The sequence below is a fragment of the Kitasatospora sp. NPDC023176 genome (assembly GCF_055560495.1).
This window is the reverse complement of the sequence record NZ_JBVHIP010000018.1, coordinates 1-25,706: the sequence shown is the minus strand read 5'-3', so window position 1 is coordinate 25,706 and position 25,706 is coordinate 1. Positions and strand designations below refer to the sequence as shown.

At 69.4% G+C, this 25,706-nt stretch carries 25 protein-coding genes and 4 pseudogenes; 14 read left to right on the top strand and 15 right to left on the bottom strand.

The genetic code is table 11. The annotated features are described in order from the left end of the window. Window positions 1-391: 391 nt before the first annotated feature. Window positions 392-1,057 (top strand): HAD family hydrolase, encoded by a 666-nt coding sequence (locus ACZ3YL_RS23615; RefSeq protein WP_465659610.1) that lies wholly within the window; start codon window positions 392-394, stop codon window positions 1,055-1,057. A gap of 6 nt (window positions 1,058-1,063) precedes the next feature. Here the strand turns inward: ACZ3YL_RS23615 and istB are convergent, their stop codons facing one another. The 3 genes from istB to ACZ3YL_RS23600 form a co-directional block, all read right to left on the bottom strand. Continuing rightward, window positions 1,064-1,834: an IS21-like element helper ATPase IstB gene (istB, locus tag ACZ3YL_RS23610; RefSeq protein WP_465659798.1), complete on the bottom strand. Its 771-nt coding sequence runs from the start codon at window positions 1,832-1,834 to the stop codon at window positions 1,064-1,066. 62 nt (window positions 1,835-1,896) lie between these two features. Then, entirely contained in the window at window positions 1,897-3,579 is a 1,683-nt protein-coding gene (istA, locus tag ACZ3YL_RS23605; protein ID WP_465659608.1) for an IS21 family transposase, read from the bottom strand. 164 nt (window positions 3,580-3,743) lie between these two features. Continuing rightward, complete coding sequence (locus ACZ3YL_RS23600) at window positions 3,744-3,905, bottom strand: hypothetical protein (protein WP_465659606.1); 162 nt, start codon at window positions 3,903-3,905, stop codon at window positions 3,744-3,746. A 729-nt stretch (window positions 3,906-4,634) separates the two neighbouring features. On the opposite strand from ACZ3YL_RS23600, the gene ACZ3YL_RS23595 reads away from it, so the two are divergent. Further along, window positions 4,635-4,952 carry a DUF6221 family protein gene (locus ACZ3YL_RS23595; RefSeq protein ID WP_188309132.1) on the top strand — a complete coding sequence of 106 codons (318 nt, stop codon included), beginning with the start codon at window positions 4,635-4,637 and terminating at the stop codon, window positions 4,950-4,952. 230 nt (window positions 4,953-5,182) lie between these two features. Here the strand turns inward: ACZ3YL_RS23595 and ACZ3YL_RS23590 are convergent, their stop codons facing one another. Both ACZ3YL_RS23590 and ACZ3YL_RS23585 read right to left on the bottom strand, forming a co-directional pair. Further along, window positions 5,183-6,385, bottom strand: coding sequence for a sensor histidine kinase (locus tag ACZ3YL_RS23590; RefSeq protein ID WP_465659604.1), 1,203 nt, complete (start codon window positions 6,383-6,385; stop codon window positions 5,183-5,185). A 47-nt stretch (window positions 6,386-6,432) separates the two neighbouring features. Next, window positions 6,433-7,107: a winged helix-turn-helix domain-containing protein gene (locus ACZ3YL_RS23585; protein WP_465659602.1), complete on the bottom strand. Its 675-nt coding sequence runs from the start codon at window positions 7,105-7,107 to the stop codon at window positions 6,433-6,435. Between the two features lie 267 nt (window positions 7,108-7,374). On the opposite strand from ACZ3YL_RS23585, the gene ACZ3YL_RS23580 reads away from it, so the two are divergent. Further along, window positions 7,375-9,324, top strand: coding sequence for a glycoside hydrolase family 9 protein (locus ACZ3YL_RS23580; protein WP_188309129.1), 1,950 nt, complete (start codon window positions 7,375-7,377; stop codon window positions 9,322-9,324). Window positions 9,325-9,657: 333 nt separating this feature from the next. Here the strand turns inward: ACZ3YL_RS23580 and ACZ3YL_RS23575 are convergent, their stop codons facing one another. The 4 genes and pseudogenes from ACZ3YL_RS23575 to ACZ3YL_RS23560 all read right to left on the bottom strand — a co-directional run. Beyond that, window positions 9,658-10,062: a peptidoglycan-binding domain-containing protein gene (locus tag ACZ3YL_RS23575; protein WP_188309128.1), complete on the bottom strand. Its 405-nt coding sequence runs from the start codon at window positions 10,060-10,062 to the stop codon at window positions 9,658-9,660. 68 nt (window positions 10,063-10,130) lie between these two features. Next, on the bottom strand, window positions 10,131-10,502 hold the full coding sequence (locus ACZ3YL_RS23570) for a peptidoglycan-binding domain-containing protein (RefSeq protein ID WP_465659600.1): 372 nt from the start codon (window positions 10,500-10,502) through the stop codon (window positions 10,131-10,133). A gap of 121 nt (window positions 10,503-10,623) precedes the next feature. Continuing rightward, window positions 10,624-11,022 (bottom strand): peptidoglycan-binding domain-containing protein, encoded by a 399-nt coding sequence (locus ACZ3YL_RS23565; protein WP_188309126.1) that lies wholly within the window; start codon window positions 11,020-11,022, stop codon window positions 10,624-10,626. A gap of 276 nt (window positions 11,023-11,298) precedes the next feature. Further along, window positions 11,299-11,649, bottom strand: a pseudogene (locus ACZ3YL_RS23560) (NF041680 family putative transposase); the annotation flags it as partial. Window positions 11,650-11,962: 313 nt separating this feature from the next. Here ACZ3YL_RS23560 and ACZ3YL_RS23555 point away from each other — a divergent pair. Then, window positions 11,963-12,925, top strand: coding sequence for a hypothetical protein (locus tag ACZ3YL_RS23555; RefSeq protein WP_465659598.1), 963 nt, complete (start codon window positions 11,963-11,965; stop codon window positions 12,923-12,925). After that, window positions 12,922-13,176: a DUF6339 family protein gene (locus ACZ3YL_RS23550; RefSeq protein ID WP_465659796.1), complete on the top strand. Its 255-nt coding sequence runs from the start codon at window positions 12,922-12,924 to the stop codon at window positions 13,174-13,176. The genes ACZ3YL_RS23555 and ACZ3YL_RS23550 overlap by 4 nt, the downstream gene beginning before the upstream one ends. Window positions 13,177-13,283: 107 nt before the next feature. Here ACZ3YL_RS23550 and ACZ3YL_RS23545 read toward each other — a convergent pair whose 3' ends face one another. After that, complete coding sequence (locus ACZ3YL_RS23545; RefSeq protein ID WP_465659596.1) at window positions 13,284-14,330, bottom strand: PIG-L deacetylase family protein; 1,047 nt, start codon at window positions 14,328-14,330, stop codon at window positions 13,284-13,286. A 708-nt stretch (window positions 14,331-15,038) separates the two neighbouring features. Between ACZ3YL_RS23545 and ACZ3YL_RS23540 the strand changes: the two genes are divergently transcribed. From ACZ3YL_RS23540 to ACZ3YL_RS23525, 4 genes and pseudogenes are all read left to right on the top strand, one after another. Beyond that, window positions 15,039-15,392: a hypothetical protein gene (locus ACZ3YL_RS23540; RefSeq protein WP_465659594.1), complete on the top strand. Its 354-nt coding sequence runs from the start codon at window positions 15,039-15,041 to the stop codon at window positions 15,390-15,392. Window positions 15,393-15,595: 203 nt separating this feature from the next. Beyond that, window positions 15,596-15,853: pseudogene (locus ACZ3YL_RS23535) on the top strand (integrase core domain-containing protein); the annotation flags it as partial. A 46-nt stretch (window positions 15,854-15,899) separates the two neighbouring features. Continuing rightward, window positions 15,900-16,022, top strand: a complete 123-nt coding sequence (locus ACZ3YL_RS23530; RefSeq protein ID WP_465659592.1) for a hypothetical protein — start codon at window positions 15,900-15,902, stop codon at window positions 16,020-16,022. A gap of 180 nt (window positions 16,023-16,202) precedes the next feature. Next, a complete protein-coding gene (locus tag ACZ3YL_RS23525) occupies window positions 16,203-16,649 on the top strand; it encodes a hypothetical protein (protein WP_465659590.1) in 447 nt (148 codons plus the stop codon). Between the two features lie 105 nt (window positions 16,650-16,754). On the opposite strand, the pseudogene ACZ3YL_RS23520 reads toward ACZ3YL_RS23525, so the two are convergent. Further along, window positions 16,755-17,710 (bottom strand): annotated as a pseudogene (locus ACZ3YL_RS23520) (IS630 family transposase); the annotation flags it as partial. An 81-nt stretch (window positions 17,711-17,791) separates the two neighbouring features. Between ACZ3YL_RS23520 and ACZ3YL_RS23515 the strand changes: the two are divergent. Next, window positions 17,792-18,392, top strand: a pseudogene (locus tag ACZ3YL_RS23515) (site-specific integrase); the annotation flags it as partial. A 140-nt stretch (window positions 18,393-18,532) separates the two neighbouring features. Here ACZ3YL_RS23515 and ACZ3YL_RS23510 read toward each other — a convergent pair. The 3 genes from ACZ3YL_RS23510 to ACZ3YL_RS23500 form a co-directional block, all read right to left on the bottom strand. Next, window positions 18,533-18,793 (bottom strand): DUF7660 family protein, encoded by a 261-nt coding sequence (locus ACZ3YL_RS23510; RefSeq protein ID WP_465659589.1) that lies wholly within the window; start codon window positions 18,791-18,793, stop codon window positions 18,533-18,535. A gap of 542 nt (window positions 18,794-19,335) precedes the next feature. Further along, the gene (locus ACZ3YL_RS23505; RefSeq protein ID WP_465659588.1) at window positions 19,336-19,590 is read right to left on the bottom strand and encodes a DUF7848 domain-containing protein; all 255 of its coding nucleotides are present in this window, start codon (window positions 19,588-19,590) and stop codon (window positions 19,336-19,338) included. Between the two features lie 76 nt (window positions 19,591-19,666). Next, window positions 19,667-20,044: a hypothetical protein gene (locus tag ACZ3YL_RS23500; protein ID WP_465659586.1), complete on the bottom strand. Its 378-nt coding sequence runs from the start codon at window positions 20,042-20,044 to the stop codon at window positions 19,667-19,669. A gap of 109 nt (window positions 20,045-20,153) precedes the next feature. Between ACZ3YL_RS23500 and ACZ3YL_RS23495 the strand changes: the two genes are divergently transcribed. Beyond that, the gene (locus ACZ3YL_RS23495; RefSeq protein WP_465659584.1) at window positions 20,154-21,356 is read left to right on the top strand and encodes a transcriptional regulator; all 1,203 of its coding nucleotides are present in this window, start codon (window positions 20,154-20,156) and stop codon (window positions 21,354-21,356) included. Between the two features lie 508 nt (window positions 21,357-21,864). Here ACZ3YL_RS23495 and ACZ3YL_RS23490 read toward each other — a convergent pair. Then, entirely contained in the window at window positions 21,865-22,245 is a 381-nt protein-coding gene (locus ACZ3YL_RS23490) for a winged helix-turn-helix domain-containing protein (protein ID WP_465659583.1), read from the bottom strand. Window positions 22,246-22,701: 456 nt separating this feature from the next. Between ACZ3YL_RS23490 and ACZ3YL_RS23485 the strand changes: the two genes are divergently transcribed. The 3 genes from ACZ3YL_RS23485 to ACZ3YL_RS23475 form a co-directional block, all read left to right on the top strand. Next, a complete protein-coding gene (locus tag ACZ3YL_RS23485) occupies window positions 22,702-24,333 on the top strand; it encodes a replication initiator (RefSeq protein ID WP_465659795.1) in 1,632 nt (543 codons plus the stop codon). Next, window positions 24,330-24,515 carry a helix-turn-helix domain-containing protein gene (locus tag ACZ3YL_RS23480; RefSeq protein WP_097238193.1) on the top strand — a complete coding sequence of 62 codons (186 nt, stop codon included), beginning with the start codon at window positions 24,330-24,332 and terminating at the stop codon, window positions 24,513-24,515. The genes ACZ3YL_RS23485 and ACZ3YL_RS23480 overlap by 4 nt, the downstream gene beginning before the upstream one ends. Next, on the top strand, window positions 24,515-25,706 hold a 1,192-nt coding region (locus ACZ3YL_RS23475; RefSeq protein WP_465659581.1), incomplete at its 3' end, for a site-specific integrase. The genes ACZ3YL_RS23480 and ACZ3YL_RS23475, both read left to right, overlap by 1 nt.

Genomic DNA, 25,706 nt, shown 5'->3' with positions numbered 1-25,706 from the left:
GTGTGTCGGCCATCTGGGTCGTGTGGTCAGTCGGTCTCGGGAATTCCGAGCAGCCGGACCTGTTTTCGTCAGGGTGAACGAGAGCCGGTGCGGTGATGAGATCAGGAGCCGGACTGCTCCGTTTGGGATGGGCTTGTCCGGCGGGTTGAGCTTGATCGTCAGTGAGTTTGGGAGCCACTTCTATCGGGTGATGTTTGGCCACAGAGGTTCGTGTCGCGGGGTGTTGTCACTGGCGTCGTGACGGTGGTCGATAGGTTGGTGGTCCCGGGTCCCCTCGGGCTGTGCCCCTGACAGGCCAGCACGGGAGGACCCGGCTCCTTTCCAGGGACCGCTTCGGGTTTCTCCCGACCCCGACTGCCCGGCGTGATGATCAGGGTGATATTCAGACGGGGTGACTACTTCTCCTGGCAGGCCCTTCGACGCTGTTCTGTGCGACCTCGATGGCGTGATCCGTTTCTACGACTTCTCCGATGTGGCCTCTCTGGAACACGCTGCGGGGTTGGAGGAGGGCAGCACCGCCAGGATCGGCTTCGCGCCGGAGAACGATCTGCCGCTGCTGCTGGGGCAGATCACCAAGGGGCAGTGGGTGGACTCGATCACCCGCGGCTTGGCGCCTCGTCTGCCGGAGTCCGAGGCCCGTGCTCTGGCCTGCGCGTTCGCTGATGCCCGGTTCTGGGCGGATGCGACTGTGGTGGGCTTGCTCCGTGAGGTCCGTGCTCACTGTCCGGTGGTGCTTGTCACCAACGCGACCGCGTGGCTGGACGAGGACCTTGCTCTGCTGGGCCTCACCGATCTCGCGGACGAGGTGGTCAACAGCTCCCGTGAAGGCATCGCCAAGCCTGACCGCCGCATCTACGAGATCGCCGCCGAGCGAGCCGGTGTGGCTGCCGACCGCTGCCTGTTCGTGGATGACAGGCAGGAGAACGTCGACGCCGCCACCGCGCTCGGCATGACCGGGCTGCTGTATCGGGAGCCGGCGGATTTGCGCGCGGCCCTCGCCCCGGTCCTGCAGGGCGGCGAACCGGTGCCGAGCGCGTGTGCCCTCCAGGGCCCCTGAGCGCGGTCAGCGGATGTGCTGTTCGGCTTCGGTGGCCTGCAGACGGTAGGACTCGGTGCCGGTCTCGATCAGCGTGAAGCGGAAGGTGAGCCGGTCGGCGATGGCCGCGCAGAGCCGTGGGTCGGTGAAGGTCTTGTCCCACTCGCCGAACGGCGCGTTGGAGGCGACCGCAGTGGCCCGGCGTTCCTCACGTTCGGTGAAGATCTGGAACAGCAGCTTGGCGCCCTTCTTGTCCAGGTTGAGGTAGCCGAACTCATCCAGGCAGAGCAGGTCGACCTTGGTGTAGCGGGCAAGGGCGGAGGTGAGGTTCTTGTGGGCCTCGGCCTCGGCAAGCTCGTTCACCAGGGCGGTCGCGGTGGTGTAGCGGACACTCAGGCCAGCCTCGGCGATGGCGGTGCCGACCCCGATCAGCAGGTGGGACTTACCAGTGCCGGAGTCGCCGATCAGCACCAGCGGCTTGCCCTCGCGCACCCACTCCGGGCTCTTGAGCGAAGCTACGGTCTCCGGGGTGACGTTCGGGTTGGCGTCGTAGTCGAAGTTCTCCAGCCGCTTCTGGCGGGGGAAGCGGGCCGCGGCCACCAGTCGCTGCTTGCGCCGGACATCCCGGTCGGTGCACTCAACTTGGAGCAGATCCAGCAGGAACTGCTTGTAGGTGTACTTGTCGCGGCGGGCGGCCTGGGCGAGCTCCTCGAACCGGTTGCGGATCGTGGGCAGCCGCAGCATCTTGCAGGCCTCGTCGATCAGAGCGTCCTCCGGGTCGACGTCCGGGCGGTGCATCCGGCCCGGGGCTTCGGAGCCGGTCAGCTCCAGCGGCGGCCGGCCTCCTGCGTTGGTGAGGGTCATGCCGTTCCTTCCTCGGTCTTGCGGTGCTTGAGCAGCCGGTCGTACTTCGCCAGCGACGGCAGCGGCCGGGTGTCCGTCGGCAGTGGGCGCCGGGCGTGCAGGGAGATCACGTTGCCCCGCTCCGCCGGGGTGGGCGTGACGCCGAGCCGTTCCAGGGCCTCGGCCCGGGCCTGGTCCGCCTCGGCCGGAGCCGCTGTTTCCTGTGCGGTCATGTCGTCGGGGACTTCCTGGGCTTTGCGGGCCTCGATCGCCACCAGTTCCGGGCTGCACGACTTCGCCCCGAGCACTGCTTCCAGCCCCGCGACCACCGCCTCGGCCGGCAGCTGGCGGTGCAACAGCAGCACCTCGATCAGCGCCCGGGTGCCCTCCCGTTCCCCGTGGGCCTCCCTGGCGGCGGCCCAGAACGCCTCGTGAGCGGAGGTGAACGTGCCCTCCGAGCGGGCCTGGGCCAACGCAGCGGCCCCGGCGAACGCGCCGGGCTTGACCAGCAGGACCTCCAGGTAGTGGTCCAGTACGTCGTGGTAGGTGTAACGGCGCGTCAGACGCGGATGCCTGGCGACGACCTCACGCCCGTCGAAGACCAGCACCTCGTTCGCCCGCAGCGACACCCGCACCGTGCCGCCGATGAACCGCGCGGGCACCGAGTAGTAGCTCTGACGGACCGTGATCCGCCCGTTTCGGTGAACCGTCGGGGTCAGGTCCAGCCCGCAGTCATATTGATCGGTGGGAAGCGGAGCCAGCAGCGGCCTCTCCAGCTCGAAGTCGAAGCCGACGCTGGTCGGCCGACCCTGGACATGCCGCACGTCCTCCAGCACGTCGATCTCTGCCAGCATCTCGTTCAGCTCCGCCAGCGTGGCGACCTGTGGCGGCGGGACCAGGTGGGTGCGGCGGAATCGTCCGCCCTCGTGCTCGACCCCGCCCTTCTCGTGCGCGCCCTCCTCGCCCGGCGTGCAGTAGAACGGCGTGACCCCGTACCAGGACCTGAACTTCACCCAGGCCGTCGACTCCACCCGGTCCCGCCCGAAACAGACCTGACGCACCGCTGGCCGCAGGTTGTCGTAGCGGATATGCCGGGCCGGCACCCCGCCCAGCGCCTCGAACGCCGCCACGTGCCCTTCCAGGAAAGCCTGCTGGGAGGCGGTCGCGTAGACCCGATGCACGGACTTGCCGGAGTACGACATGCGCAGCGTGAACAGCACGCACTTCACCCGCTCACCCGCCAGGTCCAGCCACACGTCCGCGAAGTCCACCTCCGCCTCCTGGCCGGGCTGCTTGACCTGCGGGACCGTGCCCTCCAGATGTGCGCGGCCCTCCTTCGCCAACAGCGTCAGCTGCGGCTTCCGCTCCCGGACATAGGCGGCGATCGTCGAGTACGACGCCAGCTCGAAGTCCCACTCCACCGCGAGGCGGACCTTGATCCGCTCGATGGTGTGCCGCTGCTTACGCGGGGCCTCCAGATCGGCCCACAACATGTCGTCGATCCGGCCCATCACCGGTTCCAGTACCGACGTCCGCGGCTCTGGCTTCTTGCGCTTCTTCGGCACGGGCGAGCGAAGCGCCTCCGCCACCGTGTTGCGGCTCACCTTGTAGCGCAACGCCAACTGCCGCCCCGAAACGGACGGATCGATTCGCCGGTCCCGGCGGATCTTCTCGAACAGCAACTCGCGTGACCGTGCCACCCCGGCCTCCTGACATGACCGTGATCAAGGACCACAGCCTGTCGCGGCCAACCGGAGCAGTCACCAACATTGCTCCGAACGCGGCGTGTCGCACCGTCACACCAGGTGGCTCTCAATCTCGCTGAAGAAACCACTGGCTCCCGAAACCGCTGAAGCACCGGCTCTCAAATCACCTGCTCAATACACTCACCCAACTCGCGGGCAAGCACGGTCGAGTTGGCTGGCCCCCGACGCAGGCATCGCTCGATCTTCTGCCGCACCGGGTGCGCGAAGACGCGCAGCGCCTCGACGTCGGCGATCTCCTGGGCAGGCGGCTGTTCCGGCATGTCGGCAGCCTACGAGTTGCAAATAGGCTTTGCAAGCCTGTTTTGCAACTCGTGCCGAAGGGAGGTCCGCGTCGCCTGGTCCGGGACTACGGGGCCCGTACCACCAGCGGCCAGACCCTCGACCGTCTCCCCCCGACGTCCCCGGGCCCGCGCTCGGCCGACACCCAGCTGCTCTGGGCCTACCGGTCGAGGTGAGGGCACCTCGGCGCTGCGCTTCCGGTGTGCTGGTCAGTGGTCGGCCGCCCGGCCGCTGGGCGGCTCGACTGCCGGATGCGCCGTGCGGGGCGCAGGTAGCGGGTGACGAGGTGGGGAAGTCCGTCGTCGCCCGGCCCTGTTTCGTCCGGCCCCAAGATGTCTTGCAGTTGGGCGAGCTGTCGTACAGCTGGGGACCGGTCAGCAGCTCCCTGGGCACCCGGACGGCGGTCCCGAGCGGGGTCTGCCGGTCCGCGTGAGGACGGGGCGCTGGCAATCGGGTCGGTGCGGTGGTGCTCACCCCCTCGCCATCGAGCGCGTGCGCGATCCTGCGCAACGTCGGGACACTGAGCCCGGCCCGGGAGGGGCGGTGTGTGTCCCGTGCTACTGGACCTTGACCGATTGCCACTGAACGTCGACCGAGGTGCCGTTCTGCCACTGAGTCTCGACCGCCCTGCTCAACGGCCGTCCGACCGGGCGTGCGGCGACAGACGCAGGGCTTCACGCATCGTGCGGCCGTGGGTCAGGATGACCGCCATGAACGATGGCCTCATCCCGTTCGTGCGAGCGAAGCTCGACGCGGACGAGCACGACGTCGTGAGGATCACGGCGCTTGCTCCCCCCGACACGGACGTGCACCTCGACAGCACGATCCCAATGATCGACATGGTTCGCGCGGTCACAGATCTCTACGCACCGGTTGCGCACCTCGACACGCCGGCTGTGGGCGCCACCGGCAATGACTTCGACGCCGGGTGGGCCGCCGGCCTTGGAGCGGCGGTCAGACTCCTTGCCCAGATCTACCACGATGCCCCCGGCTACCGTGAGGAGTGGCGTCCTCAGACGCTGCCCTAGGAAGCCCCGCCCGTCCCAAGTCCTGGCCGTACGCACCCGGGGGCTGGTGAGGCCGTCGGCGTTCGCCGGCGCGCACTGGGCAGCGGTCGAACGTCAGTGGCAATCGGTCAAGGCCAGCGGCACAGGACAGGGTGCCGAAGCGCGATACCTGTCAGATCGGCACGCAAGCTGTCACCACGATCGATCCAGGCGGCCGGCGACGCTCAATGATCGGGCCGGGCGGGGCCGGCTCAGGTGTTGGTGTGCTGGGGCAGCAGCAGCTCGGCCAGTGTCCCGCCGCCCGAGGCAGGGGAGAGCTGGGCGGTGCCGCCGTGGAGTTCGGCCACCCAGCGGACGATGGCGAGGCCGGTGCCGGTGCCCGTGCTCGCAGGCCCGGTGACGTGGCGTTCGAAGACCCGGGTGCGGTCCTCGGCGGGGATGCCGGGGCCGTGGTCCCGTACGGCGACGCGGCCGGGGGTGACGCTCACCTCGACCGGGGTTCCGCCGCCGTGCCGCAGCGCGTTCTCGACGAGGTTGCGGACGGCCTGGGCGAGCAGTTCGGGGTCTCCGTTGACGACGGCGGCTTCGGTGGTGAGCGTGACGCCGCTGTGGTCGGGGAGTTCCTCGACGGTCTGTTCGACGAGCTGGTCGAGCCGTAGCGGGGTCAGCTCGATGTCCTGGGTGCCGGCTTCGACGCGGGCGCGGGCCAGCAGGCCGGTGACCAGGCGGCCCAGGCGGTCGACCAGCCGGACGGCCTCGTCCAGGGCCTGCGGTGCCCGGGTCGGCGTGGTGCTGCCGTTCTCGACCACCAGCCGCAGGGTGGCCAGCGGGGTGCGCAGTTCGTGGGCCGCCTCGGCGAGGAACTGTTCCTGCTGTTCGAGTCCCCGCAGGGCGGGTCGCATGGCCCGCCCGGACAGGAGGTGGCCGACGGCGGCGGCGGCCAGCACCAGGGCCGCGCAGCCCGCGGCCAGCCAGTGCAGCAGTCGGGTGTGGGCGGCCAGGCTCCGGGCGGGGTCGGCGCCGACCAGGACGGCGGCGCCGATCCTGTCGTCGTCCCAGACCGGGGCCGCGGCCCACTGGTATTCCCGGCCGTCGACGTCGGCGCTGACCAGGACGGTCTCCTGGTCGTGCTGGACCTGCTGCCAGATCTCGTCCAGCGCCGCCTGGCCGGGCAGGGCGGTGGGGGAATCGCGTGCGTAGCGGATCTGCGGCCGGGTGTGGTCGGGTGCCTGGAGGACGCCGAGCTTCTCGGCGCTGCGGGCCAGGTCGTCCTCCGGCAGCGCGTCGAGGTGCAGGACGCCGCCGTCGTAGTACAGCGTGCGGGCGAGCCCGTCCGCCCGGTGGCTGACGCCGCTGTCGAGCTCGTCCGTCCGGGACCGGCCGTCGGTGCGCACCGCGATGACGGCGAGCACCAGCAGACAGGCGGCGGTGGTCGCGGCGAACAGCAGGGTCATCGCCCAACGGGCGCGGTGCAGGCGCGCGACGGCGGGGGTGCGCGGTGTCACAGGCCCGGGGCCTGGTCGTCGATGCGGTAGCCGACGCCGCGCACCGTGTGGATGAGTTCGGGCGGGCCCAGTTTGCGGCGCAGTTGGCCTATGAGGACGTCGACGACGTTGGAGAGCGGTTCGGCCTGCTCGTCCCAGCAGCGTTCGATGAGGTCGGTGCGGGTGACGACCTCACCGGCCCGCAGCATCAGGACCTCCAGGACCGAGAACTCCTTCGCGGTGAGGGTCAGGAGCACGCCCGCTCGCCGCACCCGGCGGCGCGGCAGGTCGAGTTCGAGGTCGCCGACGCGCAGCTCGGGCAGCCGTGCGGGCTGGCCGCGACGGCACAGGGTGCGCACTCGGGCGCTGAGTTCGGCGAAGGCGAAGGGTTTGACGAGGTAGTCGTCGGCGCCGTGTTCGAAGCCGGCCACGCGGTGGGTGACCGCGTCGAGGGCGGTGAGCAGGAGGACCGGCAGGGTGGAGCCCCGCTTGCGCTGGGCAGCGAGGAGGGTGAGCGCGTCGCCGTCGGGCAGGGTGCGGTCGGCGATGAGGCAGTCGTAGGTGTTGACCGCGAGCTTGAAGTCGGCGTCGGCGAGATCGCCGGCGAAGTCGACGGCGAAGCCGGCTTCGCGCAGGCCTCTGATGATCACGGGGCCGAGTTCGGGGTCGTCCTCCAGGACAAGTACGCGCATGACGGGCGAGCCTACTGGGTCGAAAAGGGCACGAACGCCGCTGTAGCGGTGCTTGACCGCCATCTCCGGACGGTGTCCGAGGGCCCGGCGCCGTCACACCGCTGCCGGACTTCCGCGTGAGGGGGGCGGGGGCGGGGGCCGAGGCGGGGGGCGGGGTGCCCGTGCCGTCGCAGAGCCGGAGCCGGGGAATCGGGTTCCGCGGGCGGGCCGGGGGTCTGCCCGGGCTTCCTCATGTTGGCCTCATGCGCCGGCTGACAGTGTGCGGGCATGGCAAAGATTCGTCCCCGCGTAATCGGCATCACCGCCGCAGGTCTGGCCGCTACGGTCGTCGCGGTCTTCTGCGTTCAGTCCGCACAGGGATCGGACACCCTGGCGGGAGCACCCCGCGCAGAGGTCCGCGTCGACCAGGTCGGTTACACGCCCGGTGAGACCAAGCAGGCCTACCTCATGACCTCCGTCCCCCTGACCTCAGCGTCCTTCCGGGTACGTGACGCCGCCGGGAACGAGGTGCTGAGCGGCAAGGTCGGAGCCTCCACCGGGCGGTGGAACGACGCCTACCGGAACGTCCACACCCTGGACCTGTCCGGCCTGACCAAGCCCGGCGACTACCGGGTGGAGGTGTACGGGAACATCAACGCGGTCTCCCCGCGGTTCCGCATCGCACCCGCCGGTGAACTGTTCGGCAAGCTCATCCAGGACAACGTCGGCTTCTTCCAGGCCCAGCGCGACGGGGCCGACGTCGTGCCCACCAAGCTGCGGCGCCGGCCCTCCCACCTCGCGGACCGCCAGGCCACCGTCTACGACACCCCCGCCTACGACGAGGACGAGAGGGTCCTGACCGCGCCCCTCAAGCCGGTCGGCGGCCCGGTCGACGTCTCCGGCGGCTGGAACGACGCCGGTGACTTCCTCAAGTTCACGCACACCGCCTCCTACTCCACCGCCAGTCTCCTGCTCGCGCAGCGGACCACGCCCGTCGGCGGGACGGAGCTGGCCGCCGAGGCCCGCCACGGGCTCGACTGGCTCGACAAGATGTGGGACGACAAGTCCCGCACCCTCTACGTCCAGGTCGGTCTGGGCAAGGGCGACACCGACGACGGCTCCGGCAAGATCCGCTCCGACCACGACGACTGGCGCCTGCCCGAGGCCGACGACGCCCTGCAGGTCAAGCCCGGCGACCCGAACTACCTGATCAAGCACCGCCCGGTCTTCCGCGCGGCACCCCCCGGCAAGCCCATCAGCCCCAACCTCGCCGGACGCGTGGCCGCGACCTTCGCCCTGGCCGCACAGCTGGACGCCGCCGACAACCCCGCCCGGGCACAAGCGGAGCTGGAGAAGGCCGCGCACGTCTACGCGCTCGCCGACACCACCCCCGGAGACCAGCTCGTCACCGCCTTCCCGCACGGCTTCTACCCCGAAGCCTCCTGGCAGGACGACATGGAATTCGGCGCCACCGAGATGGCGCTGGCCGCGCAGGCCCTCGACGACAGCCGGGCGGCCGGCTGGACCAAGCAGGCCGGCCACTGGGCCAAGCGGTACCTCGCCTCCGACACCCTCGGCACCCTCGGACTCGGCGACGTCAGCGCACTCGCGCACGCCGACCTCGTCAAGCTCCTCGACTCCGGCGCCCAGAGCACCGAGGCCACCCGCGACGACCTCGTCGCCGACCTCAAGCGCCAGCTCGACGACGGCAGCTCCCGCGCCGCCAAGGACCCCTTCCGGGCCGGCGCCGTCTACACCGACTTCGACTCCGTGCCCCACACCTTCGGCCTGGCCGCCACCGCCCAGCTGTACCGGCGCGTGACCGGCGACTCCCACTACGACGCGTTCGCCACCCAGCAGCGCAACTGGACGCTGGGCGCCAACGCCTGGGGTTCCTCCTTCGTCATCGGAGCCGGCAGCACCTTCCCGCACTGCCCCGAACACCAGGCCGCCAACCTCGCCGGTGACCTCGACGGCGAAGGCGACATCCTCCGGGGCGGCGTCGTCAACGGACCCAACGCGGCGGAGAAGCTGAAGGACCTCAACTCCTTCCCCGGCATGCGCAAGTGCCCGACCAGCGACGGCAACCCCTTCGCCGCGTTCGACGGCCACGGCAGCGGCTTCATGGACCACGTGGGCGCCTGGCAGACCGTCGAATCCGCAGACGACTTCACCGCCACCGCCCTGCTCTCCTTCACCCTCTCCGCCGCACCCGGCCCCGAGACCGCCCGCAGCTGACACCAGGCAACACGCCACCGCACACCGGACGAGCTGACGCAGGGCCGCGGCCAGCCGACCCGGCCCCGTGCGCAACCGGATCAGTGAACGTCGCAGCCTCGAAGCCGTCGACGGCGGGTCCCGCGCACGACGGCCGGCCTGGCCGCACCCCGCCCCACGGAGTTCATCACCATCGCGTTCGACCAAGAGCTCACGGAAGCCGCCAACTGACCAAACCAGCCTTTCCGCCGCCCCGCCGCCCGCACTGGGCATCGGCGGGGCGGCGCCGTCCGCAGACACCTCGGGCACGACCTCGACCCCGATCCCGGCCGCCGCCCGCGCCGTCCGGGAGGCCTACTCGAACTCGGTCCGTGCGATCAGGCCGTGCCAGGTGTTCCGTCCGACCAGGCCGTCCACGCCGCCGGCGTCGGAGTACTTCTGCTGGTAGGCCACGACCGCGTCGTACGTCTTGCCGCCGAAGTCGCCGTCCACGAAGTTGGCGACGTCCTGGCTCGGGACGAGGCCCAGCTGCACGAGATCGGACTGCAGCTCCTTGACGCAGACGCCGCCCGAGCCCTTGCCGAGCGTCACGTTCGGGAGGTCCCAGCCCAGGTAGTGGTAGCTGCCGACCTCCTGCATGCAGGCCTGCCAGTAGTTGTAGTCCGCCTGGGCCGGCGTTGCGGTCAGTCCTGCGACGGCTGCCACCACCGCGCCGAGCATTGCGGTGTTACGTACGGCACGCTTGCCTGCTGCCTTCATGAGTCTGCCCTTCGAGTGGTGGGGGGCCGGGCGGGTCCCGCGTCGGCCGTCGGTGCTGCCCGGAACGGTCAGTTGTCGAACCGCTGGCACGCGTAGTTCGGGTGGTAGAGCTTCTCCCAGGTGTTGGGGCCGACGATGCCGTCCTCCGACAGCCCGTTGCAGTGCTGGACCCAGATCACGCCGTCGTAGGTCTGCTGGCCGTACTTGCCGTCTATCTGCACGGCGTTGTTCATCCCGAAGCCGCTCTCGAAGAGGATCAGGCACTGGGCCTGCTCGACCGCGTCGTTGTTCTGGTTCGGGTACACGTTGGGCCTGGCGCTGTCCGGGAGGTAGTTGCAAAGCCCATCCGCGGACGCCTGCGGGGCCAGGGCCACCACGCCTCCCAGGGCGATGGCAGCAGATGCGGTGGCGGCGGCCATCCGGCGCCGGAACCTGGTCATGACGAACACCCTGGGAACGGCGGTCGTGCACGGAATTTCGGCCGGACTCTCGCGACTTTCGGCCGGCCGGAGGTGCCCCACCGGCGGCCCGGGTCCTGGGCCGCCGGGACCTGAGGGGGGATCACCAGGCGACGAAGCGCAGCGCGGGCCAGGTGTCGGGGCCGACGAAGCCGTCCGGGGTCAGGCTCTGCGTGTTCTGGACGCCGCGCACAGCGTCCTGCGTCTTCGGCCCGTAGTAGCCGTCCACGGTCAGGTTGCTGCCGATCGTGTTGAGCAGGCACTGCGCCTCGACGGTGGCCCAGCTGAAGGTGTTCGGGGACGGGGTCTCGGTGTAGCCGTTGTAGAAGCCGAAGTGCTTGTCCGACTCGGAGGGCTTGTACGGCGCGCCGCCCTGCTCGTACTCACGGCCGGCGCAGCTGATCGGGGTCGCCGCCGACGCGGTGCCGGCGGTGGCGATGCCACCGGTGGCGAGGAGCAGGGTCGCGGCCACCGCGAGAGTGGCCTTCTTCATGACGTTCATCGCGATCCTCCGTAGCCAGGACGCCGGCCGCTGTCGCCCGGCTCGCCCTGTGATCCGTCGGTCCACCCCGGAGCCGACAGGGAGGACTCTGCACCAGGCGCGAGCCCGTTTGGCCCGCTGGGACGTCGGCAGGGGATGTCTCTGCTCGTCCCAGGGCGCTGACCTGCGGCGTGGGACACCCGACCGGTCATCCGGGGACGAGGGAGGGATACGGAAGGGACAGCGCCAGGGTTCTGGGAGTCGTTGCAGCGCCCCAGCTCGTGATTCGTCCCGTTTGGCGGGGTTTCGTGTTCTGGCGTGCAGGTGCCGGAACCCGCGTCGGACTCGTGCGGGGGTGAGCTTGTTCGGTTCGGCCGGCTTCTCCCGGGGCCGTTGCAGGTCGGGGGTCGGAGAGCGGGCGAGGCGCAGCTGGGTGGAGGCGGTGACGATCAGCCAGGTCCAGCGGTCCGCCGCCTCGGCTTCCCGCGGTCTCGGAGCGGTCCAGCCCAGTGTCTGCTTGATCATCCTGAGGAAGTGCTCGATGTCGAACCTGTGCAGGAGTGCCTGCCAGGCCAGGTCGGTCTCCGCGGGGCCGGCCGTGGGCCGTGACCACCACAGCCACAGCGGCTTGGGGTCGCCGCCGCTGGGCGGGGAGTCGGCGGGCCAGGAGGTGACGGGCAGGGGTCAGGCTCGCTGCGGACACGACGGTTCTCCGGACGGTGCGGCTGGTGAGGACGGGGAGAACCTCGCCGATCCGTTCCGGCCGTCGCATCAGTACGGCTACTGATCCGTGCAGGTCCGGACACCAGGCGCACTGCTGTGACGTTCCCTCAGTCCCGTTGCGGAAAAGCGCTGAAGCGGCTGTGAGCACCGTGGTACGTTCCGTAACCTCAACAGAAAACAGTTGACCCCGGCGGTGCTACCAACACCCCGGGGTCCGGCACAGGAGCTGACACTCCCGATGCACGTTCATCGTAGCGAACACGCACGCCACTTCACCGTCCTTCCCAACGCCGTCCTGCAGTTCCGCCGGCTGAGCTACACCGCCCGCGGTCTGCTCGCCGACCTCCTCTCCCGCCCTGACGGCTGGCGCGAGGACGGCCGGCACATGGCAGACACCAGTACCCAGGGGCGCGGCACCGTCCGCAAGGCCCTCAAGGAGCTGACGGCTGCGGGCTTCTACCGGACCGAGAAGGTCCGCATGCCCGACGGCACCATCCGCACCGAGGCCCACGTCTACGACACCCCGCAGTTGCCCCCGCCCCCGCCGGGTACCACCCGTCCGGCGCCCGGTGCACCGACCACCGGCCGCGCTGGCACCCCTGTAGTAAAGAACCCGGCGAAAGCAACCACCCTCCCCGAGGCCGGCGACCGCACGGAAGCCGACGAGGCGGGCCGGGGGCGGGAAGGGCGAAAGGACGAGCACCGGCGGCGAGCCGACGAGGCCGCCGCCGTACCGGACGAACAGGTCCGCGAGGCCGCCGCCGCACTCCACCGCGCGATCCGGCCCGAACCGCGCCTGCGCCTGGGCGAGGCCGAAGCGCGGGCGCTCGCGCCCCTGGTCAGCCAGTGGCTGGAGCGCGGCGCCACCCACGCCGACCTCGCACAGGCGCTCCTGCCCGCACTCCCCGTCCCCCTGCACTCGGCGGCAGCGGTGATCCGCTACCGCCTGAAGCACAAACTTCCTCCCCACCAGCCCCCAGCGCACCCCACCGCCGCACCCCGGCCCGCAGAGTGCGCCACCTGCCACGACCCCGTTCCCCGACCGGGCATCTGCCGCCCCTGCGCCGGCCTCGGCACCCGCACCCTCACCGTCGGAGCCGGCGAGCCGTTCGCCCACAGCGGCGCGGCCCGCGCCAGAACCGCCCTCCGCGCGGCCCGACCAGCCCCGCTGCGCCCGGGCAGACCGGTCCCGACCGGCTGACCTCCGGTCCGAGCCCGACCTCGCCCGTTCACCCGTTCACCCGTCATGTCTTCGGCCGTCTCTGGTGGCGCGCCCCTCTCGTCCACGACCGAGACACCGAACCTGAGGACCTATACGCCGCCCTCTCCGTCCCCTGCGAGTCAGCCTTCGACCAGATCTACGCCCGCCGGACCTCCATCGGCGGCAGCCCCCACCTCGTGCGCGGCATCCTCCGGGTCTGGCAAACGGTCGACACCCCCTGGAGACGGTGACCGAACGGGCCTTCCTCCGTGACCTCCTGAAACGGATCCTGAGGCTCCAGACCTTCATATCCGTCGAGTCGGAATGCGGAGACGCGCTGACGAGTCGCTTCGCACCTTCACCGCCGCCGAGGCGTGGTGCAGCCCAAGGACCCGGCGGTTAGGAACGAACCGCCCGGGGCGGTCGGCGGTGCGGCGCCGGTCCGCGCCCGGCGGGCCGTCAGGACCACCGCCACTGCGGCTTGCCGCTGTACTTGCCCCCCTCCTTGAACCCGATGTCCCCGTACTCGTAGTCGTCGTTGGGGACGCCGAAGACGTACTCGTGCGGGTCGGCCGCCGCGCCCTCCAGCTTCGCCAGGGCCGAGCGCGTAGAGGTTCTTGGGCGGCTTCCAGGTGTTGTAGCAGGCGATGGCGTTGAGCTTGGTCTGCATGTGGGCCGCGGGGATGTTCAGCACGTAGGCGGCGCCGTTGCCGCGGGAGGCGAGCGGGTAGTCGTAGGCGTAGACGAAGTTGAAGCGCACCTCGGTGAGCTTGCCCGCCCTCGCCAGCTGCACGGCCGCGTCGGAGATCGCCTTGTGGGTCGCACTGACCTCCAGCCAGCCCGCGGTGAACTTGTGCGAGGCACCCGGGTACTGATCCGCGATGGACGCGATCTTCGACTTGACCGCCTTGGTGAACTTCTCGAAGGCGTCGTCCCCGTTCCACGCGGAGTCGGAGATCTTCAGGTTGATCACCTTGTCGACGCCGAGGACGGCGGCCGAGGCCATGAACTCCGCGGTCCGGGAGGGCGCGATCATGCTGACACCGTCGGTCGGCCAGTTCAGCCCGTGGGGGCCCTGGGCCGCGCAATGGTTCTTTTTACGCAGCTCGCACTCCATCTTCCCGCCCGCCGCATCCTTCTCGTTCATGATCCTCGCCAGCCCGTCGTTCTCACCCAGCGTCACCACCACCAGGTACACAGGCCGTCCGGCCGCCTTGTGCTCCAGGATCGACCCGGCCAGGCCCAGCACCTCGTCGTCCTGGTGCGGCGAGTAGAAGATCGCCGGGGCGGACGCGGCCGAGGCCTTGCCCCCCGACAGGCCGGTGCCGAGGAGCGTCGCCCCGGCCATCGCGCCCGCCGTCAGCACCCGCCGCCGGGACGGGCCCGCACGGCCGATGTCGGCCATCGCCGCCTCCGGCCGGCCCTACCGGGCCGGCCCGTACCCCGCACCGCCCGGCGAGGCGGAACCGGCGCCGGTGGAGGCTGAGGTGTCGAGGCGGTGACGGAAGTGACGATCGGCCATGGGCAGGCCCCTTGGACAGCGGCGCCGCAGGGGGCGGCACAGGAAACGGGGAGTCGACGGTGACGGCGGACGACCACCAGGTGACGCCCCCGACACTACGAAGCGCACCCGTCACCGGGCGTCACCCACCGGAACGAGGACCAGGCTCCCGCTCCCGCCCCGGCCCGGTATCGTGCTCCCCGGTCCCGGCCCGCGCATCGGCGGCGGCAGCAGCGATGTGTCGTAGTGGCTCCACAGCCGGTGAATCCGTCCTGCCAGACGCCCTGCCCCGCCCTGCCCCGCCTGTTCATGCGGAAGTACGGGACGTCGGACCGGCCGACTTCCCGTACTCCCCGGTGCTGCGGGGCGGCTACTCATGGGGGAGGTTCACCCGACTGAGACTTAAGCACCGTCAGGGGGCCACGGAGCAAGATCGTCGGGCAACAACCAAGGGGCCGACTGGCATTGGGGTGGTAATCAAATCGGAAGTTCCTGACGGACGGCCACACGTTCACAGAAATGCCAGCCTTGGGTGGAATTCAGGGGTGAGTTCGAAGTGCAAATCCAGGGAACAATGGCGGGGGATGCATATCCGACATGGAGGGGAGTGCCGTGAAGCAGCTAACGGTAGCGACTGCCGCGGAGCTGCTGTCAGCGTTCCGACCTGCGGATCTGGCGGACGACGTCGATCGATTGGCTGTCGCGCTGGCTGCCGAGTCCGGCAATGTCATCGATGTCACCTTTCTGCCTGCCAAGGAGGTGCTTGATGTCTACGGGTACAGATACTCAATCGACGAAATTCGAGATTCGCGAATCGGATGGGAAATCTTCTTTTCCGTCCTCGAAGATTTGGACTGCCGAGTCGGATTGCTGTCTGTGAGGGCCGGTGAGCTTGGCGCCATCGTTCTCGTTGATGAAAGCGTGGAGGTTGTATTGGCGGCCTTGATTAAGGGCGTGCCAAGGTGATCGCTGACGCGACCAGCCCGCCCGACAGTAGAAGGCGATGAGATTTTAAGGCAGCCCATCACTGGGTGAAGAATTGACCATCTAATTCTCCCTTAATAGTGCGGCGAAGCCCCCTCCTGTTTGCTGGGAGGGGCTTCAATATGCCCTTGACGACAGTAGCTGGCGGCAACGTCAGCGGACGGGTGCTGTATAAAACTGCCGACGTGCTCGACAAGGGCATCGCCCACACCTACATCAAGCCGGCATCCCCACACCTCAACGGCAAGGTCGAACGCTCGCACCGCATCGACGCCGAGGAGTTCTACCGCCTGCTCGCCGGTGTCGTCGACGACGACACCGGCGCCCTGAACGACAAACTCCGAGAATGGGAGGACTACTACAACTTCCACCGCCCACACGGCGCTCTCGGCGGCCAGACACCCTACGAACGCCTCAAGCAGAAGACCGAGACCCAGGTGTAACCGAGCTCCGGCAGATGCACACCTAGCGCTGGAGGCGGAGTCGGACGTGGCCGTATACGGAGGCGGTGACGCCGACGTGGGCGTGGCTGAGGAGTTCTTTGATGACGACGAGTTCGACATCCTGGGCGCGGGCGGCGCGACGGTAGAGCCCTTGAGCAGGCGGGTGTAGCGGCTGACGTCGTCTCGGGCAACGTATCTGTACCAGGAGCTGTATTGCATCCTCTAAATCCAGTTAGAGGATGCGATACGTAGATCGGTACAGAATTAGCGCTCGCAGTGCGTCCCCTGTCTGTAACGCATCTACCAGTGTCATTTGTGTTCAAGACTCCGGGCTGCAAGGGTGTCAGCCATGAAGATCACGATCACCGTGGAGAACCCGACCCCCGAGGCCCTCGAGAAGCTGCTCGCCCTCGCCGCCATGCCGACCGCGGTCGTGACCGCGGTACCCGACGACCGCTGGACACCCGAGCGGGCCCGCTCGTACTACGACCGCCTCCCGCCGCGAGCGCAGCAGATCCTGCTCCAGGTCGTCCAAGGCGAAGGCGAGTGCGCCGCAGACGAGTTGAAGGCGAACGGCCGCAACCTGCGGGGCTCCACCGGAGCCTTCCGACGTGTCCTCACCGAAGGCAAGCGCACCGGCCTCTGGCCGGAGGCCCTGGCGGTGCCACTGGTCTCCCACATCGTCGGCGGACAGCTCAAGAAGCTCGAGATGCCGGGACGCGACACAGAACAGTTCGCACTTCCGGTCTTCCAGGAAGGGTTGGTTGGTCTACGGAGTGGTGGCGGGCCGTCCTGAGACACGGGTGCGGGGTATCAAGCCTGCGGAAACCGGAGTCGGGCCGAGCCGGCTCAAGATATGTGTACGGCCAACCCGCACAAGCCGAGCCCGTTCTCAGCGGCAGGAGCTGTTGGTCGGGGTGTAGGCGATCTCCACGTTGTTCGCCGCGGCCCAGGTCCCGACCCGCTGGCAGTGCTTCGTCGTTAGGTGGGGCGAGTAGTTGTCGACCACGATCGCGATGCGCACGTCGGTAGGGTGCAGTGAGCGCAGGTAGCGGCAGAACTCCAGGAACTTCGAGCGGTTCTTGGTCTTCTTGATGTGGCCGTAGAGCTGGTCTTTGGCGAGGTCGTAGGCGGCGAACAGGTGCCGGACCCCGTGCGGGAGGGTGTAGGTCGCCCGCCGGCCGGGCCGCGGTTCGCGACCCGGGTCCGTGTGCTTCCCGCCGCGCTCGGCCCAGTGCCGTCCCGGGTGGGGCTGGAGGTTGAGCGGGCCGAACTCGTCTATGCAGAAGACGACTTCGGGCTCGCCTTCCTCGGGTATGACCTCGCCGTCGGTGATGGCGTAGAAGTGTTCCACGCGGGCCTTCTTGGCCGCGTAGTCGAGGTCGCGGGAGGTCTTTCAGGTCTTCACGCGTTGAAAGGAGACGCCGTCCTCCGGAGCAGGACCCGAAGGCCCTCGTGGCTGATGTCGTCGACCACCCCCTCGGCGACCAGGAAGTCGGCCAGCTTGGCCAGGCTCCAGGTCGAGAACGGCAAGCCGTGCTCGGCCGGCCTGGACTTGGCGGTCTTCTTGATCTCACGGCGTTCGGGCAGTGTGAACGTTCTGAGCCGCCCGCCCTTGTACTTCGGGTAGAGCGAGTCGAAGCCGTCGGCGTTGAAGCTGTGGACCACGTCGCGGACCCGGTCCGAGCTGGTGAACGTCACCTCGGCGATCTTCATCACCGGCATGCCCTGGGCGGACAACAGCATCATCTGGGCTCTCCGCCAGGTCACCACTGACCCCGTGCCCCTGCGGACGATTCGCAGCAACCGCTTGCCCTCGTCGTCATCGATCTCGCGGACCCGTACGTGTTCAGCCACGTGATCATTCTGACCGCTTGGTTGCCACCTGATGGCAGCCAAGTGCACGTCACAACGGGGCAAACGCAGTCTGATGCGGCACTAGCCCTCCGAACCGGGCTCCGCAAGGGCGACTTCTCGGCCTGCGCTGGGAAGACCTCGACTTCGACAGGGGCACCGCCAGCATTTGCCGCACCCTCCAACGCACCCGCACCGGTGGCCTCACCACCCTGCCCACCAAGACGATCAGCTCGGAACGCCGGATCGCCCTCCAGCCGCCTGTGTCGCCTCGCTCCGCCAGCACCACAACCGGCAGGCCCGTGAGAAGCAGGCCGGCGCTGAGTGGCTGGACAACGGCCTCGTCTTCACCCGCCCGGCCGGGAACCCCATCGAACCCGCCACCCTCAACCGCCACTTCAACGCCCTGCTCCGTCGGTCCCGCCTGCGGGCGATCCGGTTCCACGATCTGAGGCACTCGACCGCGACACTCCTCCTGGAACAGGGCGTCGAACTCGTCGTCATCAAGGAACTCCTTCGTCACGCCCACATCGGCGTCACCGCGACGGTGTACGCCCACGTCCGCCTCCGCCTCCAGCGCGACGCCATCGACCTCCTCAGCCGCGCCCTCGGCAAGCCCTCCGATGCCGCCGCCAACCCCGGTGACAGCGACGACCCGCCCGTTTGTGCAGCCCCCGTCCGCTGACGTTGCCGTCAACTACTGCCGTCAACACCGCAGGGGCTTCACCGGAACACTTCCGGCGAAGCCCCTGCCAGTCAGTTTCACTGCCTTCCACGAGCTATTTCTGAAGGGCGCCTTCTCCGTACGATCAACACGCTTCCAAGCTATTCATATATAACCGCAGCGCGAAATATTGCCGCAATCATTGCCCAGCTTGGCGTTTCCGGGACTGGCTCTCCGATGACGTTCTTGAAGAAGCCCCCCATCGCCTTGGTCCAACGCCCGGATGCATCGACGAAGTCCGGGGTCGACGGATTCTCGAGCGGAACCCTGCCATCACTGATGGCCTTGGCCAGATTTTGAAGATACTTGGCGAGATCTTCCCTCGACTTGATCTCATTCAACTCGGCATCAGGCCAGTTCACGGGGCCCACTCCACTGGATCGAAATAGCGGATCACGATCGACCGTCCCTCATTCTCCGTCGTAAACTTCCAAGACTCGTTGGCGACTTCTTCGGGCGTTGCCATCCTGAAGGGCATCTGAACTCCCGCCTTCTGGAAGGCGACCAGGCGCCGATTGTCAAGCGTGAAGAGATTTCCGTCCTTGTAGTGGAGTCGCACAGTCGGTAGATCTTCCGGCTTAACGTAGCCCGAACGCAGGCCAGCCGCAGTTTGTTCAATTGACTCGCCACTACTGAAGCGCGGGCCAACCGTATCCTGCGAGAACCTGACCAAGCTGGGATCAATTGTCCCCCCGCATGTATTGTGCACGAGGACCGGCGTGGAGCCCGCCAGCACATAGTACGTGTGCTACGCGACCCCTCTCCACCTGCCTTTTCGCAGGTCAACGGTGGTTTGACGGTCCGTTGGTGTCCGTGGATGTGCGCCGAAGTCCGTGGTTGTTGCCGTCGCTACTGCCGTCAGAGGTGTAGACCAGTTGTGCTGTCATCGGCTGCGCGCGTGATCCTACTGCCACGCTCCGGGCTCGGCACGGACGATGGTGTGGGTGGTCTGCCGATAGGACTGGTGGCCGGTCTGCGCGCAGTGTCCGGCGATCCAGCGCGTCAGGTCATCGGGGGTGTGCATCTCGCCGGACGCGGCAGCGCAGTCCTGTTCTTCGCCGGTGACGCAGAGCGCCTCGAAGGTCGGCAGCGCCAAGGGGTCCGGGTCGGTGGTCGTCACGTTGTACTCGCGGAACCGGTAGCGGGTGGTCGTCCCCATCAGTGTGGTCCTTTGCCTCTGTCGCGTCATCGGGTCTCGAAGGTCTACCGCCGTGGTGGTATCGCGGACTTGGCCGTCAGTTGTGCTCGTCAGGTCGGGCATCCTGGGTCGCCTCCTGCGGGGCGGGGATGCGCTGCCCGCGTGAGTCCGCGATTCTGAGGGCATCCGACAGGGCCTCGGTCAGCCGACAGGCCAGCCAGCGGTATTCGACGGCTGGCCGCGCGAGCGTTCCAGGTGCCAGGACGCCTCGGGCGTACTCCAACAGTTCCTCGCCCATGCCGATCTGCACCGTTTCGATGTCGTCGGCGAGGGTCGAGAGGTAGCCCCTGCCGTCGGTGCTCAGGTAGCAGGGGTTCCCGTCCGGGGTGGTCCAAGGAAGCAACCGAGGCCCCTCCCCTGCGGACTCCGCACTCCGATGAGGCAGGCGTTCCGCTTGGCTGCTGTTCTGGTTCATCGTGCCCGCCCGTGATCGGCTCCGCTGTGGTTGATGATCAGGGTCCCCTTTGGCGCGAAACTTGCGGAGTAGCCAGCGTGTCTGCCTTGCTGTCTGCCAAGCTGGCCAGGTGAGGGAGACGGTCGGGGAACTGGTCAGGCGGCTGCGCCTGGCGCGCGGTTGGAGTCAGCGGCGGCTCGCCGAGGCGCTGGCCGAGGCTGCTCCCGGGCGCGTCCCGCCGACGCGAAACGATGTGTCCCGGTGGGAGATCGGCACGCGGTCCCCGCGCGAGTGGCTGCCCTTCCTCGCCCTGGTGCTGGAGGTTCCGCGCGAGCTGCTGGAGGCGGCCAAGGCCGTCTCACCGGCCGCGCCCGCGCCGCGTGTGCTGACGGTGGCCGACTTCCTGCCCGAGGGTGACCCGCTGGCCCCGCTGGGCGCCAGGGCCGGTCGGCGGATCGGATCGGGGCAGGTCGCCGACCTGGCCTGGCGGGTGCACGGTCTGCGGCTGGCCGATGACGTGGTCTACGGCAAGGACTTGATCGGCCCGGCTCTGCGGGAACTGCGGGCGGCGGTCACGCTCTACCGCGAGGGCACCCACACCGAGCAGGTGGGCCGTGAACTGCTACGGGCGATTGGCGAGTTGGCGCAGATCGCCGGTTGGGTCGCCTCCGATGCGGGCGAGCATGCCGAGGCGGAGCGGATCTACCGGCTCGGGATCAGTGCCGCCCGTGCCGCCGGGGACGGGGTGCTGTCGGGGAACGTGGCGGGCTCGCTGGCCTACCAGTGGAGCAACACCGGACGCCCCCGCGACGCGGTCGATCTGGCTGCCGCTGCTGTGGCAGAGGCCGGTCCCGATGCTCCAGCGAAAGCCCGCGCGCTGTACCTGGACCGGGTGGCCTGGGCGCACACCCGCGCTGGCCAGGACCGCCCGGCCATGACTGCCCTCGGGGAAGCCAGCGAGGCCCTGTCCCAGGACTCGGCCGGCACCGAGTCACCGTCGTACCTGTACTGGATGGACGCCGGGGAACTCCAGGTCATGGAGGCCCGCGTCTACACCGAGCTGCACCGGCCCCTGCGCGCCGTACCGCTGCTGACGGACGTCCTGGCACGTTACGACGCCAGTCACGCGAGGGAGTTGGCGCTGTACCTGTCCTGGCTGGCCGTGGCCTACGCCGACGCGAACGAGCCCGAGGCCGCAGCCGGGACCGCTGGCCGGATGCTCTCCCTGGGGCAGAGCGGCAGCGAACGCACCACCGAGCGCGCACGGATCGTGCTGGACCGGCTGCGAGCGTTCCGCGACGTTCCCGAAGTCGCCGAGCTGCTGGCGTCCTGATCGTCCCGATCACGCGGGGGGCGAGTTCGGACTGCTGCTTGCGGGCATCTCGGCACAGGAGCGGTCGGCGGGGAGCCTGCGCTGCGGAGCCGGGGCGGCGTCGGATACCGCCCTCGGCGGGCCCGGCGGTGGAAACGGAGGGTCGGACCCCTGGCCGACCCTGTGCCCGCGATCCGACCGTAGGACGGTCGCAGGCGACAACTTGCTCCGCAAGGCGCAAGGAGTCCTTACCCCACAACTTGCTCAGCCCCTGGGCGGTACTGGGGTAAGCAGTGCTTACCCCACAACTTGCTCCCATCGGGCACCGGCTCCCATCGGGCACCGGTCGAACCCGCCCACGACGCGGTTGACCGCTGACCGCCGACATCCGCGAGGGCCTCGGGTGCTGGTCACGGTCTGCGTCGGTCGGCGACGTCGGGTCAGCTCCAACGGGCGGGGCCCGCCTTGAACCTCGTAGAGAAAATCTGGACGCACTGCTCCAGCCCCTGGCCGTCCAGGGGCCGACGGGTCAGCGGCCTCGCTCGGTGCCGCCCGCTTCCAGGGCTTCGACGCGGGCACGCAGGGCGGTGAGCTGTTCGAGCGTCTTGGCCAGTGCCAGCTCCAGTGCCTCGACGCGCGCCGCCGTCCCTCCGACGGGCGTGTTCCCCGCCTCCCCGTCACCTGAGTCACCGTCGGCGTCGGGGTGGGCGACGAAGGCTCCCTTGCCGGGGCGGGAGATCGCGTAGCCGTCCTGCTTCAGCAGGGCCATGGCCTTCTGCACGGACAGGCTGGAGGCCCCGTACTCCGCCATCAACACGGCCTGCGTCGGCAGCGCATCCCCCGGCTTCAGCCCACCGGAGCGGATCCGCTCCCGCAGGGCCTCGGCGATGACCTCGAACGTCAGCAGCACCGTGCCGCCCGCCGGTCTACGCCCTCGCCGCCCCACAGTCACCGCAGGTCACCCCGCCCTCTCTGCGCCACTACCACCGAAGCTCGGCCCGTCCAAACCGGAAAACCAGGCCACAGTACCCGCATCCCAACCACCCACCGAAACAGATGAGGAGGGATGCACTTGAATGCGCCATTGAAGCGATGCTACCTTCACGCACCGCCGGTGAACACCACCGCTGACCAGGTCAGACACCCCCGGCCCACCACCCACGCGCACCGTTCCCTCGCGCGCCGACCACCCGGGTCGCCCCTCAATCGCCTCTCCTCTTCTCTCGACTCCTGCCGGAGGTCTGTCCCCATGCCCGCACAGCTCCAACTCCCCACCCCCACAACCACTTCCACTCCCGCCAGCGCGGCGTTCGCCGCACCGGCGCTCACCACCAGCGCCGACACGTCCGCGAACAGGAACTCGGCGCTGGAACGCCGGGCGCGGCTGACCGCCAGGCTGGCCAAGCTCGCCGCCGCCGGTTACTTCGCGCCCCTGGCCCGGCAGGTCGGCTCGCTGGGCGGCTGCGCCCGCCCGATCCGCATGACAGGGCACCGCACCCGCCTCGATGCTGCCACCGGGCAGATCCTCGACCACCTCGACACCCGCCACCTGCCCGCCGGCGAACTCCTGCTGCGGTGCGGCAACCGCCGCACCACCCGCTGCCCGGCCTGCTCGAACGTCTACCGCTACGACACCTACCAGCTCATCGCCGCCGGACTACGCGGCGGCAAGACCGTCCCCACCAGCGTCTCCACCCACCCCCGCGTCTTCGCCACCCTCACCGCCCCCGGCTTCGGCCCCGTCCACAACCAGCCCGGTGCCGCCCCCTGCACCTGCGGCACCCGGCACGCCGACGGCGACCCCCTCCTCGGCACCCCGTTGAACCCACAGCGGTACGACTACACCGGCGCGGTGCTGTGGAACGCCCACGCACCCGCTCTGTGGGCCCGCTTCACCACCCACCTGCGCCGCGAGATCGCCAACGCCGCCGGACTCACCCAGCGCACCCTGCGCCACCACGCCACCCTGTCCTACGCCAAGGTCGCCGAATACCAGAAGCGCGGCCAGATCCACTTCCACACCGTCATCCGCATCGACGGACCCACCGGCCCCGCAAGCACCCCGCCCGGCTGGGCCACCACCGCGCTTCTCGACCACGCCGTCCACGCCGCCGCGAAGCGGGCCCGCGTCCGGCACCAGCACCGCTCCGCGTCCGGGGAGACCGACGGGGTGCAGCCGTCGGAGTCCACGGTGTTCCGGTTCGGGCGGCAGATCGACGTCCGCGCGATCCGCAGCACCGACTTCACCAGCGACGGGCCCGTCACCGACCGGCACGTCGCCGCCTACATCGCCAAGTACGCCACCAAGGGCGCCGAAACCACCACCGGCACCCTCGACCGCCGACTCCGCTTCCTCGCCGAACTCGCCCAACACGACCTCACCGACCACGCCCGCCGCATGATCCACACCGCCTGGCACCTCGGCACCCAGTCCCAGCACGCTCACCTCCGCCTGCGGCAGTGGGCCCACATGCTCGGCTTCCGAGGCCACTTCTCCACCCGCACCCGCCACTACTCCACCACCCTCACCCAACTCCGCGCCGAACGCACCGCCTGGCGCACCCGCCAAGACGACGCCACCACTGCCTCGACACCGACCGACCCGGCCCTGGTCGGCCGACACGCAGGCCAGGGACCGGCCGGTGAGGGCCACTCGGTCACTGACCGGCACAGTGACCGCGATGATTGCGCTGACCTGACCGCCGGTCACGCCGGTCACGCCGGTCACGCCGCCCCCGGTCCCGGTCACCGCGCCGGTCACCACGAGAGGCACGGGCGATCTAGCGGCGCGGACACGACTCTGGTGATCTCGCACTGGCAGTACGCGGGAACCGGTCTTCTGCCCGAACTCGCCCACCTCGCTGACCTCCTGGCCACCACATCGCGCCCCCGGCCCGAGCAACCGAGCCGCCCCGGGCAGGCGCGGCGCTCCGGTGACCCGGCCGGTCACGCCGCCGACCCGCTGACCGCCGCCGTCCAGACGGGGGCGATCGCGTGACCGCCGACGCCGAACTCCTCACCGTTCCCGAGGTCATGGCGCGCCTGAAGATCAGCCGCTCCACCGTCTACGACCTCATCCGCACCCGGCGGCTCGCCTCAATCACCATCGGCCGCGCCCGCCGCATCCCCGCGCACGCCCTGACCGCCCTCGTCCACCACCAACTCGCAGAGGCAGCCTGATGACCACCCACGACAACAACCCCGCCACCGGCACCAGCTCGCGGAGGGTCCGCGCCAACGGAGACGGCACCGTCTACCAGCGCAAGGACGGCCGCTGGGAAGCCGCCGGCTACGTCCTCGCACCCGGCAACACCCGCAAGCGCGTCCGCGTCTACGGCACCACCCGCAAGGAAGCACTCGCCAAGCTCACCGAGAAGACCGCCTCCAGTAACCGCGGCGTCCCCGTCGTCACCGCCCAGGGCAGCCTGGCCGCCTATCTGACGTACTGGCTGGAGAACGTCGCCGTCCACCAGCTCCGCGAAACCACCCACACCCGCTACACCGCCTGCGTCAACCAGTACCTCATCCCCGGCCTCGGCAAGAAGAAGCTCGCCAAACTCACCGCCAAGGACGTACGCACCTGGCTCAACGAGCTCCGCACCGTCTGCCAGTGCTGCGCACGCGGCATCGACGCGCGGCGCAAGCCCGACGCCCAGGCCAACCGCCGCCCCCGCTGCTGCGCCATCGGCGAGTGCTGCCGCAAGTACCTGTCCCCGCTGACCCTCGCCTACATCCACTCCGTGCTCAAGTCGGCTCTGGAGCATGCCGTGCGTGAGGAGGAGATCCCGCGCAACGTGGCCCGCAACGTCCGCACCGGGACGCCCCGGCCGCGCCGCTTCAACCCGCTCACTGCCAACGAGGCCCGCACCTTCCTCGCCGCTGCCTCTGGTCACCGGCTGCACGCCCTGTTCGAACTCGCCCTCCGCACCGGACTCCGCAAAGGAGAACTCCTCGGCCTGCGCTGGGAAGACCTCGACCTCGCCGCCGGCACCGCCGCCATCCGCCGCACCCTCCAGCGCACGCGCACCGGCGGCCTGACCACCCTGCCAACCAAGACCATCAGCTCCGAACGCCGTATTGCTCTCCCGGTGGCCTGTGTCGCCTCGCTGCGCGCCCACCGCGCCCAGCAGGCCCAGGAGAAGCAGAGCGCGGGCGCGAACTGGACGGACAGCAGGTACGTATTCACCCGGCCCGACGGGCACCTCATCGAACCCGCCACCCTCACCCGCCACTTCAACACGCTCCTGCGCTGCGCCCACCTCCGGGCGATCCGATTGGTGAGTCGGCCCGGGGCGCGGTGCCGGGATTGCTCCCGGTCCGTTTCCCCGGACCGCTCTCCGAACCCGGCGTGCGACTCTCACCGCACCGGGC